Below are 14,274 nucleotides of genomic sequence, written 5' to 3' on the forward strand. Positions count from 1 at the left end.
TCCGGGACGTCACTGACCCCGCACAGAACACTCCAGACGCATAGAGCAGATGTCAAATTCACACCTAGAAAGCGCACTCGGAAAATATCGTGTTGCGTGAGCGCCTGCCGGACCGCCTCCTGCAGCTGTTGCATGCGCTTCTCGAGAGCGATCAGGTACTCGTCCACGCCGGACACCGGCAACTACTCGGGACCTCCAGTTTTTCTCCAGGGATTTCGGGTGTACAGTCCCGGGCTCATGAGGCACCACCGGTGTCCTCCTACGCCTCGCTTCCAGAAGGGCGCATGAAGGCATGAGCAGACTGCTCCACACCTCCGACTGGCATTTGGGCCACATCCTGCACGGGCATCCGCGCGAAGAGGACTTCGACGCCGTCCTGGCCGAGATCGTGGCCATCGCCCAGGAGAGCAAGCCGGACCTGATCGTTCACAGCGGCGATCTGTTCCACTCCTCCCGTCCCACCGTCCGGGACATGTTCCGCGCCATGCGTACCCTGCGCGAACTCGCCTCCGTCGCCCCCACCGTGGTCGTGGCCGGCAACCACGACTCCCCCGACTACTTGGAGTTCCTCCACTTCATGAGCGGTCCCTCCTGCGGCCGGGGCCTGTTCTTCGTCGATCGGCTCCGCCCGGCGCATGACGGGGGCGTAATGACCTTCGAGGTGTGCGGTGGTGAGCAGCGCATCCGGCTGGCTGTCCTGCCGTTCGTGCACCCGAACCGGTTCTGGCGGCGCGATTCCACCTCCGGCACGTCGTACGCCGACTACGCCGCGGCGATGCGCGGCCTGCAGGGGGAACTGACGGAGGCCTTGCACGACGGGTACGACCCCGAGCGGGACATCCTGATGTTCACGGCCCATGTGTTCGTCAAAGGCGCCAAGACCTCCCCGAGCGAACGGGCCGTGGACGAGGCCTTCGAGACCCCTCCCGAGGATCTTCCGGTGGTTTCGTACGCCGCTCTCGGACACATCCACCGCCCGCAGACCATCGAGGGCCTGAAGTTCGCCGCCCGCTACGCGGGCAGTCCGCTTGCCATGGACTTCGGTGAAGCCGACGAGACCAAGAGCGTCGTGATCGTAGACGCCGACCCGGGGCGGCCGGTGCGAGTGCTGCCGCGCCGACTCTCCAGCGGTCGGCGGCTGACCCACTTCACCGGGACCCTCGAAGAGCTGAAGGCCGCGGCCGACCAGTACGACGGGACCTTCCTCAAACCGGTGATCACCGGCGAGGAGCCCGACGGGCTCCTCAGCCAGAAGATCGCCGAGATCGTCCCGAACGCGATCCTCATCAACGCCGCCCCGGCGCGGGAGGCGGCCGCCGACGCCGTCCTGGACGGTGACCTGGGCGACGAGCCGGAACTCCCCGACGCATTCCGGGCCTACCTGGCACGTGAGGGAGTGGACGCAGAGGCCGCGGAGTCAACCGTCACCGCATTCCTCCACCTGCTCAACGAACTCGACGACGAGACGCTGACCCCGGTCCCGGCCGAGGAACAGCTGCGCGCCGCGCTGGAAAACCCCTGGAAGGAGGCGTCATGAGGCCCTTGCGGCTCACCCTCGCACAAGTGCGCAGCTACCCCGGCGCCCGCACCATCGACGTCACCGGCAAGCATCTGCCTGGCATCGTCGGCGATACCGGCGCGGGCAAGTCCGCCGTCCTCGATGCGATCGCCTTCGCGCTGTACGGGGCGTGTCCGTGGTCGAAGGGCAGCAGGGGTTTTGAGGAACTGCCGCGCACCGCGCTGGAAGACACCGGGATGGAGGCATCGTGAAGCCCTTGCGGCTCACCCTTACGGGCGTGCGCAGCTACGCCGGCACCTGCAGCATCGACTTCACCGGCAAGCGCCTGCTCGCCATCCTGGGCAACACAGGCGTGGGCAAGTCCACCATCCTCGAGGCGATCATCTTCGCCCTGTACGGGACGTGTTCGTGGTCCAAGCACCCCAAGGCCGCCTACGAGCTGATCGGCAAGGGATGCCCCAGCATGGACGTGGCGTTCGAGTTCTCGGCGAACGGCCGCGAGTGGAGTGTGCACCGCACCCTGCATGCGGACGGCAAGAAGGGGCCGCAGGCCGTGCTCGAGCCCCTGGCCGAAGACAGCGCCGACTTGCAGGTCGACGGCAAGGACGCGGTGACGCAGGCGGTGACCCGGATCATCGGGCTGGACTGGGACGGCTTTGTCAGCACGGTCCTGCTGCGCCAGGGGAAGTTCGACACCCTCATCAAGGCCCCCAGGGCCATCCGTGCCGACATCCTGCGGCACATCTTCGGCATCAACGAACTCGAGCGTGTACGCAAGCGGGCCGGCGCGCGGTTGGAACGCCTGAATACGCAGATCACCAAGGGAACCAGGGCCCGCGCGATTCTCCTGCCGGATCCTCATGCTGCCGCTTCCCAGGCGCTGCTGGACCTGGAACGCACCCGGAGTATCGCCGCCCGCCGGCGCGAGCGACTGGATGCGCTGCGCGCGGCCCAGGACCGGGCCGTCGGGCACCAGCACCGCAAGACGGGCGTGGACAAAGCGGCGCGGCTGCTGCGTGAGCGTGCTGTTGCGGATGCGAGCATCACGACGGCTGCGCTGGCGCGGAAGAACAGGGAGCTCGATGCCGAGGCAGCAGAACAGGAGACCACCGGACGCGACCTGACCGCGAAACTGGAGGCGGCGCAGGGCGCCCTGGATACGGCTGCACAGGCCAGTGACACGCTTCGATCCCTGTCCAGCGCGTTCGCTGTCCTGTCCCGCCTGCCGGAGCGTGCAGCCGGCCTGGACGCCGTCGAACAGCGGCTGAAGCAGGAGCAGGAACAGCACAACGAGCACGACCAGGAGCACACTCGGGGACGGCAGGAACTGGAAGAGCACGAGCAGCGCAACGCGGCCCTCGTCGAGGCCGCCGGCCGGGCCGAGCGCATGGTGAGCGAGACACGCACGCACACCGAACAGATCCAGGAGGCCGTCCGGGCAGCGCTGCAGGAGGCCAACGCCGCGGCCGGGCATCTGCAGACGCAGCGCACGACGCTCGAGACGGTGGAGGAACAGCGCGGCCACAGCGCCGGTCTGGAGAGCGAGCTGAAGAAGCGGCGCGGCGCTTTGGAAGCAGCCCAGGACGACCTCGCAGCGCTGCAGCGCCGGGAGGCGGCCCACGCGGCGGGTGCCGGTCTGGCGCCCGGGGACGCCTGCACAGTGTGCACCCGGCCCGTCCCGAGCAACTTCACTCCCCCACCGCTGTTGGACGGCAAGGCGCTTACTCAGGCCAGACGCAAAGTCACCACACGCTCGAACGCCGTTGAAGCGGGGGTCGAGGCCAAGGCGGAGGCGGCCGCCCAGCTGAAGGGAACCGAGCGGAAGGTCGAAAAGCACCGCCGCGGACACCTGGCCGCCCGCGAGCGCCTGGACGCAGCCCTGCTCCAGGTGCAAGAGCTCGTAGATGCGGTGCACCCGGCCGGTGCTCCGGCCCCGGCCACCGCCCTGAACGCGCTGGGCGGGCAGGCGACGGCTCAGGTGCATGCCCTTGCCGAGGGCGAACCAGTAGGCCGGGCGGAGATCACCCGTGCGGTCAAAGCACTTGCCCAGCCGCTGCGCGACGCGGAGGGTGAGGCCCTCGCGGCACACACGAGCGCCCAGGCGGAGCTGGGGGCGGCGCAGGCCGAACATGAGGCGGCCCGGGCCGAGGTCAAACGCCAGCGCGGCCGCTTGCAGCGTGAACGCAAACGGCTGAACAAGACCCGGCTGCAGTACGAGGCCGAGCTGGCGAGTCTACTGAAGGAGGTCGGCGAACTACCGCCCTCCATCCGCCCCGCCCAGTCCTCCCCGTCACAACTGCCCTCCCTGCAAGACATCGCCTCCGCTAAGGAGGCAGCAGGCCAGCGGCTCGAACGACTCGAGCAGAGGACACTGGAGCGTGACGACGCCCGGCAGTCCCTCACGCTGCACAGCGAAAACCTCCAGGCCCTGGACGCACGCCGTCGGCGCACGGTCGAGACCCCCGCGCGCAATCTCATCAAGCAGCTGGAGCGTTGGGCGGACACGGCCACCGATGCCGCAGGCCTTCTCGATGCCAAGGCATCCCCCGACCTGCCTCCTGTCCCGGACGCAGGCGACCTGGCCTCCGTCGACACCTACTGCATGGCCCTCGCCTCGCTGCATCAGCGTCTGACCGGCACGCTCGGGCAGGCCGCGCAGCACGCCGTCGACGAGGTCCGCGCATTCGAGAAGGAGCTCACCTGCCAAGCCGGTGCGACCGCCGACGAGACGGACCAGGACCCAGGCTTCTCGGTGCCCGAGAAGAGCAACCTGCTCGCCCCCGCCGTTCTCGACCCGCTCAGCCGCAAGACAATCCAAGCCGAAGCCGCGCACGACCAAGCCAAGACCGACCTGAGTACCGCACGGTCCCAAATCCCCTACGCCGACGCGCTGGACACCGCCCTCAAAGATGCCCACCGGCAGGCCGCAGTGTGGAAGAGCGTGAGCGAACAGCTCACCGACGGGAGGTTCCTCACCTATCTAACCGATCAGCGCACCCATTCGCTGCTCAGGCACGGCAGCAGGATCCTCCGGCAGATCTCCATGGGTGACTACGCGTTCACCGAGGACTTCCAGATCGTTGACCGCGCCACCAATCACGCGCGCGACCCGGAGACCCTCTCCGGCGGAGAGACCTTCCAGACCTCCCTCGCGCTGGCGCTGGCGCTCGTCGAACTCCACAACACCAGCCACAACAAGCTGGAAAGCCTGTTCCTGGACGAAGGCTTCGGGTCACTGGACAACACCCGCCTGGGCGACGCCCTCGCCGTCCTGAGCGACAGCGTGGCCCAGGACAAGAGGGTCATCGTCATCAGCCACCTGTTCCCGGTGGCCGATGTCGTCGACGACGTCCTGCTCGTCAACAAGACCGACCAGGGCTCCACGGCCGCCTGGCTCACACCGCAAGAACACACCGAGGTCATCCAGGACGGGATCCGGCGCCTGCTGGAAAACACCTGAGCAGTACCAAACCGGCCACCACAGTCGCCGAGGAGCCCCATCTCCCAGTCCCCGAACAGCCTCTTCGGGCGCCGACCGCTCCCCCCTTGCAGTGACCGGCGGACCCGGCACTTCCTTCCCGGCGCATCACAGGGCGTCCCTGCATGCCTGCGGCCGGCGCTGACAAGAACTCAGCTCAGCGCCGACCGCGGCCTTCCAACCGACGGCACCGCAGCAGGACGGCCAGTGCCGGGTCATCCCCAGTATCCCGGCGCAAGAGTGGTCCTTGGAGCAGCCTGGCCGTCGAGGAACACGCCCCCTTCCCAGCGAAGTTGCTGACGCTCGCCCCCGGCGCGGGCTACCGGCTTCGCCGTGCCCGCCTCCCCTGGCATGACGCCGCGTCACGATCCTGACGACGGCCGGGGATCGCCCGCACCAGTCCTTCGCGGACACCGCCAACGCCCCTAGGAGGCACGGCACTTGGAACATCTCCGCGATTCGTATCCATGTAAGGAGCAGACCGTATGAATGACTCTTCTGCCAGCACGCAGGGTGCCGGCAAAGCGGTTTTCACCGCCCGCTCGGGGCGGCTGGCCGCGCTGCCACGGTTGCTGTCGCTGGACCAGAACGGAGAGCTGACCAGCGCGCACGTGCGGCTGGTCGCCACGGCTGTGGGCCGCTCGGAGCGGGCGGTGTGGCGGTGGGTCGCCAAGGCACGTGCCACCGGCCACGTCGACGCGGCGTCCCGGACACGGTTCAGCGTCACCCCGGAGTTCCGGCGACTGCTGGTGCTGTGGGGAGGCAACGCCTCCGCCGTGCACCGTGAGCTTAAGCAGCGGGCCCTGGCCGATCCCCGGCTGCCTGCGGCCCCGTCGCTGTCGACGATCCACCGGGCGCTGCGCCGGGATCTGACGCCTGGGGAGCGGGCCGGGCTCGCCAAGGGGGAGGCCGCCCGGCGGGCCTTTGATGTGTTCGGGCAGCGTCCGGCCACACACCGCAATGCCGCCTGGGAAGGCGACCACAAGTGCGTGCCCGTGCGGGTGCTGCTCGAGGACCAACTCGTGCAGCCCTGGGTGACCTGGTTCATCGACTGCGGCACCAAAGTCATCACGGGTGTGGCCGTGACGCCCCACGCGCCCAGCGCAGATGCGGTGCTGGCGGCCCTGAGGATGGCCTTGGACCGTGCCGAGCCCTTCGGCCCGGCCGGCGGCCTGCCGGGTCTGATCCGGGTGGACCGCGGCAAAGAGTTCCTGTGTGCCACCGTGGCCTCGGCCCTGGGCGCCTTCGCCGTGCCCGTCGTCGATCTCCCGGCCTACAGCCCGCATCTGAAAGGCACCGTCGAGGCGCTCAACGGTGCGGTCGAGGACATGCTGTTCGTCTCTATGCCGCGCTACGTGCACCGGCAGACGCTCACCGGCGGGCGCACCGCGGATCCGGACGAGCCCGCGCTCTCCTTCGAGGCGTTCGTGGAGCTGCTGCTGAAGTGGGTGCACTGGTGGAACACCGAGCACCAGCCCAGGGCGCTGGGCGGCCGCACCCCGATGCAGGCGTGGTCGGGCGACCCCACTCCCCTGCACGACGTTACCGCCGAGCAGCTGGCCCATTTCGGGCTCGAGGACGACGGACGCACCCGCACCATCACCACGCAGGGCGTGCGGTGGCGCAACCGCCACTACATCGCCCCCTGGATGGTCGGCCAGGCCGGCGTCCGCGTCGCGGTGCGCCACCTGCCCCATCATGACCTGACCATCGAGGTCTTCGGCCTGGACGGCGTGCACCTGGGCAGCGCCGTCCTGGCCGAGGCAGCCAGCGAGGAGCAGGTCAGCAAGGTCCGCAAAGCCCGCACCGCCAGGGCGCGGCGGCTTCGCGCGGACATGAAGGCCGCCGCACGGCTGCGCCGCGAACGCTTCGAGGCCGTCACCACCGCCACCCCGCCCGAGCGTCTGGGTGCGCTGACCGAGGCGGAGGCCGAGGCAGAACTTGCCGCATCGGACGCCACAGGCCTGCGGCGTGCCGATCCCGGCTACGTCCCGCACCAGCCCGTCCCGGACGGCTGGGCCCGCCCGGTCACACCGGCTGCGGACGAGCCGGGAAACGACCCCTCTGAGGAGAACGTGTGAGCGGCGACATGGACTACGGCAGGCTGCCCGCCGAGGACGAGGACCACTTTCACCGCCTCGATGCGCACCTGGTGGCCACCGATACGCTCATGACGACCCTGGACGACGTGCAGGCGACGATCGACGCCAAGGCCATGATGGTCGCCTACGGAGCGGCCGGATACGGCAAGACGATGTCGGTGAACTCGGCGCTGCGCAAGATCGCCCCCGACAACACCTACCGCCTGGAGCTGCGCTCGGGGCCGACCCCTCGCGACATCCGCCACGGGCTGTTTCACGCCCTGGGGCTGCCCGGGGAACCACCGACCCGGCCGATCGAATTCGACACACTTCTGAAGGAAACGCTGTCGCAGACGTTCCGCGTGCTGGTGTGCGACGAGGCCCAGTGGATGGGCCGCAGTTCGTTCGAGTACTGGCGCCACCTGTGGGACGACCGCAACACCGACATCGCGGTGATCTTCGCCGGCGGCGATGGCTGCTACAAGATCCTCAAGCGTGAACCGATGCTGGCGTCACGGATCTTCATCTGGCAGAAGTTCACGCGCATGCCCGAGGACGACGTCGTCGCCACGCTGCCGGCATTCCACTCCCTGTGGGCCGGAGTGGAACCGCAGATGATCCGCAACATCGACCGGGCCGCGGCCCACGGCAACTTCCGCAACTGGGCCACCATCACCAAGCACATGCTCAACGGCATGAAGACGAAAGGCCTGACCGAGGTCAAGCAGGACCTCGTCAACTGGGTGTACAGCAAGCTGGGCGGCATGTAGCAGCAGCCGCACATGCGCGGCGGCCCGGGAAGTACGGGCCGCCGCCGACTTCGCGCGCCGTACGGACCGGCCCTGAGGTCTCCGTATCCGGGTCGGTGTGTGCGGTGCGCGGCTGGAAGGGAGGTGGTGGCGCTGGTCTACGGCGACGTGACGATCGTGGTGGATGAGCGGGACGACCTGTTCTACACCCAGGCCGCGCTGCAGGCCCACCAGCCCGGGGAAGGCCGCATCACCGTGCAGCCGACGCCAGCCAGCGGCAGCCCGGCCGCGCTGGCGCAGGACATGCTGTATGCGCTGGGCAAGCGGCTGGCCCCCGGGCCCAACTCCCCCGATGTGTGGCTGGACTCGGTGAACGCGGCCTGGCTCGCCGCGGCGGCCTGGGGGGGCGCGACCGGGGTACGGCACGTTATGGTTCCCCGGGCCCATCTGCTGACCTTCCGGCGAATCGACCAGCTGCTCGCCTGGCGCGAGTTGACGGGGGCTCAGCTGACTCTGCTGTGGCAGAAGCCGCCGCGCGGACTGCCGCCGGCGCTGGCCCGCGTGGAGCGCCATATCAGCAGCCGGGAACAGTTCGAGGCGCTGCTCGCCGAGCCGGGACCGATACCCGCGCGCCCGTCCTTCCCTCCTGCTCTCACGGCGATGACGGCAGCGGCGGCGGCTGCGGGGCAACCGCCCGCCCCGCTGCCGGGCGGGACCGGGGCGGCGTCGATGAGGCCCGGGCGGCGGACTCATTTTTGTGCAGGTGCGTTGGCCACAGCGCAGCTGGTCCAGGCCGCCCCAGCCATCGAGATCGCGTCCGAAGAGGCCGCCGCTCTGGCCGCTCTGGCGCACCCGCTCATCGCCGGAACGCTGAGCGTGCTGGCCTTCACCCGGGCCGGCCTGGGCAGCCTGCGCTTCACCCGCGACCTCGACATCACAGGCGACGTCTGCGCCATCAAGCTCCACGGAGTCGGCCATCGCAGCTGCCCGCTGTACGCGGTCCCTGCCTGGGCACGCCCGCTGCTGGCTGGCGCCCGCGCCCACCACCGCCTGATAGGCCAGCCCGGGGACAGCGTGTTCGCCCCCGTGCTGGTCGCCGAGGCACGCCATCTGCGTGCACACGCCGAGCGTCTGCCCCGCCTCGGCCTGACCCGGCTCGCCGCCATCCTTGTCCCGTGAGCTGGGTGCCGGCGGTCCGCACTGCGCGCCCACGGCACAGCTGAGGTTGCCGTTCACGGCAGCCACCGCCCACGGCGGGAGGGCCAGAAGCGGTGGAAGACAGTCCCAACCGCCCTGCTCTGCCGTGTGCCGCATGATCAGCAGCTGTCGGGCCTCTGCACGGTTTTCAGCAGGTCCGGGAGTGTGGGGAGGACTTCGTCGTAGAGGGTCTCCTGTTCGCAGCCGTGCCCGCCGGTTCGGGTGATCTCTTCGGCCAGATCGCGCAGGGCCTCGAGGCCCTCCTGAGCGAGCCGGGCGGCGAGCTTGTGGTTCTCCTCCAGTTTTTGGGGCTCTTGGCGGTATTTGGTGCCGCCTCGGTAAAGGTTGACGGTCATCGCGACGGGTGTGATGGGCCGCCCGATGCGGTCGGCGAGGTTGCCGATGATGCGGATGCCGTGGGCGTCGAGGTCGCCCCAGGCGGCGACGGGCAGGCCGTCGAGGCCGCGGAGGAATTCGGCCAGGCCGTCGGTTGCGTAGCCCTTGCCCCAGATGCACAGCCAGGTGTCGGCGATCTCCGGGATCTTGCAGACCTGTTCGAAGGTGTCCTCGTTCTCGATCAGGAAGATGCCCTGGGCGTCGCAGGAGATCATGCCGAGGGCGCGGACGCCGCGGGCGGGCAGAGCGAGCCAGGGGTTGCAGGCTGCCGCGTCGGCGATGACGGTGCCGACGCGCCACTGCAGGGGGCCGCGGATGCGCAGTTCGGTGTCGGCCTGGTCGACGGCCTGGTCGAAGGGGATGCCGATCAGGTTGGAGAAGGCCTGCTGCCGGGCTGGGGTCCAGGTGCTCTTGGTGTCGCGCAGGCTGCGTCCGGCGAGTGCTTTGGCGGTGATCTTGCGTGGTGTGCTCTGGGCGGGCCACCAGGTGCTGGCGGCCCGGATTGCGACCTCGTAGACGCGCCAGTCCTCGGCTCGTGTGGCGGTGCCCTCGGGAATTTTCAGGACCCGGCCAGGGGGCGTGTTGGCCAGCAGTGCGTGCTCGTGGGCGAGTTGAGGGACGTCGGACATGATGTCGAGGAGTTCGTGGTGCAGGTCCTCGGGGTGCTGGCGGCCTTGCAGTTCGGCGAGTTTGTCCTCGGCGAGTTCGGCCCACGACTGGGTCAGGGTCCATGAGCGCGGGCTGTAGCCGGTGGCGTTGACGACGTCGCAGCGCAGGATGACGGCGCCGCAGCGGATGAGGTCGACCACGATGTGCCAGGCGTTGTCGCCGAGGTCGGCTTGGATGGTGGGCCAGCGCTTGGTGCTCTTGGTCCGCAGGACTTTGATCAGTTGCCGGGTGGTCAGGGTGGGCGGCGGCTCGTAGGGGCTGACGGGGTGGTCGGCGACGAGGTCGACCTGCCGGGGGTTGATGCGTCGTCGACGGTCCCTGGGAACGCGCACCTGGACGATGTCGTCGCTGTCCTTGGTGATGCGCGGCAGGGTGACGGCAGTGATGCCCGTTGGCAGGTCGCGCAGGGGAACGGTCTCGCGGCCGTGTGCTTCGCCGATGAGGAGTGGGGGCTGGGGGGCGAGGTCAGGCATGGGCGCGTCCTGCGGTGATCCAGTCTTCGGTGAGTTGGGTGCGGGCGCCGTTGCTGTCGAAGGCCCATGCGCTGGTGGGCTGGTTGACGATGTCGGCTTCTGATGCGTGGACGAACCACAGCAGTTCCCCGCAGACATCGGCGGCGTCGGCCAGGACGCTGTCCTGGCAGGTGCCGAGGATGGTCAGGTGCTGGTCACGGGCGACGTCGCGCAGGGCGGCGAGCATGTCCTTGCGGTTGACCTCCCCAAGGCTGTTGCCGAGTTCATCCAGGATCAGAACTCTGCCCTGGGTCTGGGAGTCGGCCAGGAGCGCCGCGAGGACGAGCAGGATGGCGTGCACCTTGACCTGGGCGCTGTTGGCGTTCTCTCGGTAGGAGACGTACCCGCCGCTGCGGGAGCGTTTCCAGCGCGGGGTGACCTGCCACTGCCAGTCGCCGGGTCCCTGGGGGCGGACGCTGAGGTGCTCAAGTTTGGCCCCGTGGCCGTCGCTGCGCAGGTCGAGGTCGTTGAAGGCGGCGCTGATCTGGGCGAAGAGACCGTCGAGGTGCTTTTCGATCATGTCCTGGAGGGTTTCCAGGTTGCGGGCGCTGGTGGCGACCCCGTTGGTGAGTTCCGCGATCGCCTGCTCCCGGGCGTGCTGGTCGTGGGTGATGCGCGCGGCGGCGACCTCGTCCTGGTCCCGGTGGCCGGCGAGGCGGTTCTCGAGCGGGGCTGCCACGTCGGCGAAGGTGAGGGTGGGAAGGCCGACGGGATCGGTGTCGGCGAAGGACTGCATCATTTCCTCGCCGGTGCGGAGGTCTTGGCCGACGTCCGCGCCGGGGGTGCCGTCGACGCCGTAGTGCTCGTAGGCCCGGCGCAGTCCGTCCTCTGCCTGCCGTCGCAGGGCCGTAGGCCGGGATGAACGGGTCTGGTCCGGTGCCTGGTCCAGGAGGCGTACGGCGTCTTCGAGGGGTGCGCCCCACTGCTGCTGCCACCGGGATGCCGCGACCTGATCGCGCTGGCGCTCAAGGTCCGCCAGGTTGCGGTGGCGTTCCTTGAGCGCCTTGCCGGCCCCTTCCAGGGTGATTTTTGCGTTGGTGAGGAATTGTTCGTGGGCGGCGTGCCCGGCCACGGCCTCCTGCCAGGTCTGCTGGAGTTCTTGTTCGTCGCGCGCGGCTTTGGTGGCACGGCCGGCGAGATCGTCGATCTTGGTCTGGAGGTCGTTCTCCTGGGTGTCCAGGCGGGCGAGTTCTTCGGCCGCCTGGGCGGCTGCGTGCTGGGTCTGGGCCAGGGTGAGGGCAGCGGTGGCGACGGTCACGGCTTCGGTGGCCTTGGTGAAGGCTTCCTCGGCGGCTGTGAGGTCGGCGCGCGCTTGTTGGAGCCGGGCTTCGCGTCCGGCCAGCGCGGTGGGAAAGCCGCCCGCGACGGTCAGCGCCATCTCCTGGTCACGGACGGCCAAGCCGTCGGACAAAGGAGTCAGGCGCTGTTGAAGGGTGGCGAGGAAGTGTGCCACGTTCAGGGTGCTGTGAATGCCCTCTGGCAGGGGCTGCTGCCGCACGTCGGACGCGACGATCTGTGCGCCGGGCAGGGCGGCATGCAGCAGACGGCGGGCTGTGTCTTCGTGCTCGGGTTCGACGACGATCGCGTCCTGCCAGGGGGCCAGACGCGGCTCCCACGCCGGGCGGGCGGCTTCGTCCACGTTGAGCTGGTCGAGCAGGCCGTGCGCGCGGATGCGGTGTTCGCTCAGCAGGTCGATGGCGCGGCCGGCTTGACCGCTGCGGCCCTGTTCGACGTTGCGCAGGTGGGCGCGGGCGCGGGTGACGGTGTCTTCGGCCTCGCCACGTTGCAGCTCTGCTTTGGTGTGCTCGCGTTGGCGTTGCTCCAGGCGGGCGGCCGCGGTGGTGCAGTCGCTGCCGTCCCAGCCCTGCGCCTGGGGCAGCAGGGTGATCCGCCGAGCCCGCAGCATCGCCTGCCGCGTGGTCAACTCCGTGGCCTTCTTGGACAGTTCACCGACAAGCTGTTGGGCGTCGGACCAGGCTTGGTGGGCTTTGCCTTTCTGGGCGGCGAGTTCTTCGGCGGACCCGAGCGAGTTCACGTGGTCTTCGGCTGCCCGCACCAGGGCTTCGGCTGTCTCGGCGGCCTGTCTTTCTTCGTCCATGCGTGCGGCGACCCGCTGGTCGCTGTGGTGGGCGTCGCGGTAGGAGGCGGCGAGGTAGCGGCGCCAGGCTTCGTGGCCGCGCTGGAGGGAGAGGCGGGCGGCCTCGCGGGCGCGCACGCCTCTCATCAACTGTTCCTCGGCGAGGAGCGCCTGTGCGTGGTCGGCCTGGGCCTTCTCGAGGCTGATCTGGTGCTGCAGGGCCTGGCCGCGCAGGCCGTCTTCTTCCTCCAGCAGGGGGGTCATGCCCGACAGGGCGATCAGGGACCGGCCGATGTCGTGGGGCTCCATCTCGGTCAGTTGCTGGCTGAGCAGGGAGGGAACGGGTGGGCGCAGGGCGGTGTCGAGGTAGGTGAGGCAGCGGGGGGCGGTGCCGTAGAGCTTCTCGGCCATGGCGCGGGCGGAGAGGAGCTGGCGTGTGCCCAGCTCGCGCCACAGGGTGTCGGCCTGGATGCTGCGCTCGTGGTCGGTGGGGGCGTCGGCGACGTGGAGGCCTTCGGTCCAATTGGCCTGCAGATATGGGGTGGTGGTCGCGATGCGGACCCAGACGGTCACGGAGCTGGTGGTGGGATCGTCCGGGTGGGCGAAGACGCCGACGATGTAGCCGTGGGTGACCGGGGATGCCTGGTGGGCCTGGTCGACGCCGGCTGCGTCGGGGCGGAACAGGATACCGCTGGCGTGCCGGCCGCCGTTGGTCTCCAGGCGCCATTGCGGGTCGGCGAGCAGCAAGGAGACGGCGATGAGGAAGCTGGTCTTGCCGGAGCCGTTGGAGTCGTCTTTGGGGCCGAGGCCGGAGACGGCGATGAAGGTCTCCGGGACGATCGGGACGGCGTGTGCCGTGAGCCGTGCGATGTCGAAGGCTTGGACGGCGATGAGCTGGCGGTCGCCGACGATGCCCTGGGACGGGTCGGAGGTGGGCGGGCTGGTCATGGTGTGTCGTGCACCTCGTGGTCGGGAGCAGGGGCCGTCGGCACGGTGGGGCGGGCGCGGCGTCGGCGGATGGATTCGGCGAGAGCGCTGTCGGGATCGGCGAGCAGGATCAGCTGCTCGAACAGTTCGGCGCCCAATGCCGGCGTCAGCCGCAGGAACTGGTGGCCCAGTGCGTAGCCCGTTCTGGTGCGGCGGACCAGGTCGGCATCGGTGAGGCGCTGCAGCGCGCCGGTGAGGACGACGTCGGACACCTGGCAGCCCTTGAGCTGTTCCCGAGGCACGGGCTCGCCCTGGGTCCACAGCTGCTCGGGCAGGGTGGTGCCGGACGCTCGGGGAACGGCGACGCTGAACAGCAGGATCAGGGTGAGGACGGCGCGGTCCTCGCGCGGCAGGACCCCGATTCCTTCGTGCGCGAGACGGTGTCTGATCTCGTCGCTGTAGCCGCTGAGGTAGCCGCCGCCGACCGCGAGCAGGGTGCGTCCGGATGCGGCCAGGACCTGTTCCACCACCATGCGCAGCGGGGTTTCCGCGAGGGCGCGGTAGTGGGTGGACGGCACGGGCAGCATGGCGGTCTCCACGGCGCAGACCGCCGCTCTGACATCGGCTCGCCGGTTGTGGGACAGGGCGTGCAGTGCCGGTACGTCCACC

9 protein-coding genes are annotated in these 14,274 nt (G+C 69.4%); 6 read left to right on the plus strand and 3 right to left on the minus strand.

Going from position 1 to position 14,274, the window contains the following annotated elements:
* Positions 1–292: 292 nt before the first annotated feature.
* The 6 genes from ACZ7LS_RS31975 to ACZ7LS_RS32000 all read left to right on the plus strand — a co-directional run bounded on the left by ACZ7LS_RS31975 (position 293) and on the right by ACZ7LS_RS32000 (position 9,006).
* Positions 293–1,537 carry a metallophosphoesterase family protein gene (locus ACZ7LS_RS31975; RefSeq protein WP_382871394.1) on the plus strand — a complete coding sequence of 415 codons (1,245 nt, stop codon included), beginning with the start codon at positions 293–295 and terminating at the stop codon, positions 1,535–1,537.
* Entirely contained in the window at positions 1,534–1,770 is a 237-nt protein-coding gene (locus ACZ7LS_RS31980) for an AAA family ATPase (protein ID WP_382871391.1), read from the plus strand. The genes ACZ7LS_RS31975 and ACZ7LS_RS31980 overlap by 4 nt, the downstream gene beginning before the upstream one ends.
* Positions 1,767–4,979 (plus strand): AAA family ATPase, encoded by a 3,213-nt coding sequence (locus tag ACZ7LS_RS31985; RefSeq protein ID WP_383253854.1) that lies wholly within the window; start codon positions 1,767–1,769, stop codon positions 4,977–4,979. Before ACZ7LS_RS31980 ends, ACZ7LS_RS31985 begins: the two co-directional genes overlap by 4 nt.
* Before the next feature lie 578 nt (positions 4,980–5,557).
* Positions 5,558–7,078 (plus strand): Mu transposase C-terminal domain-containing protein, encoded by a 1,521-nt coding sequence (locus ACZ7LS_RS31990; RefSeq protein ID WP_382871471.1) that lies wholly within the window; start codon positions 5,558–5,560, stop codon positions 7,076–7,078.
* A complete protein-coding gene (locus tag ACZ7LS_RS31995) occupies positions 7,075–7,848 on the plus strand; it encodes an AAA family ATPase (protein WP_382871385.1) in 774 nt (257 codons plus the stop codon). Before ACZ7LS_RS31990 ends, ACZ7LS_RS31995 begins: the two co-directional genes overlap by 4 nt.
* 126 nt (positions 7,849–7,974) lie before the next feature.
* Positions 7,975–9,006, plus strand: coding sequence for a hypothetical protein (locus tag ACZ7LS_RS32000; RefSeq protein WP_382871382.1), 1,032 nt, complete (start codon positions 7,975–7,977; stop codon positions 9,004–9,006).
* A gap of 137 nt (positions 9,007–9,143) precedes the next feature.
* Here ACZ7LS_RS32000 and ACZ7LS_RS32005 read toward each other — a convergent pair whose 3' ends face one another.
* The 3 genes from ACZ7LS_RS32005 to ACZ7LS_RS32015 are packed head-to-tail and all read right to left on the minus strand — an operon-like array spanning position 9,144 to position 14,273.
* A complete protein-coding gene (locus tag ACZ7LS_RS32005; RefSeq protein WP_382871379.1) occupies positions 9,144–10,562 on the minus strand; it encodes a Wadjet anti-phage system protein JetD domain-containing protein in 1,419 nt (472 codons plus the stop codon).
* Positions 10,555–13,626 carry a coiled-coil domain-containing protein gene (locus tag ACZ7LS_RS32010; protein WP_382871375.1) on the minus strand — a complete coding sequence of 1,024 codons (3,072 nt, stop codon included), beginning with the start codon at positions 13,624–13,626 and terminating at the stop codon, positions 10,555–10,557. Before ACZ7LS_RS32010 ends, ACZ7LS_RS32005 begins: the two co-directional genes overlap by 8 nt.
* Entirely contained in the window at positions 13,623–14,273 is a 651-nt protein-coding gene (locus tag ACZ7LS_RS32015) for a hypothetical protein (RefSeq protein WP_071266737.1), read from the minus strand. The genes ACZ7LS_RS32010 and ACZ7LS_RS32015 overlap by 4 nt, the downstream gene beginning before the upstream one ends.
* Position 14,274 lies beyond the last annotated feature (1 nt).

The sequence above is a fragment of the Streptomyces sp. NPDC039430 genome, from assembly GCF_055639435.1.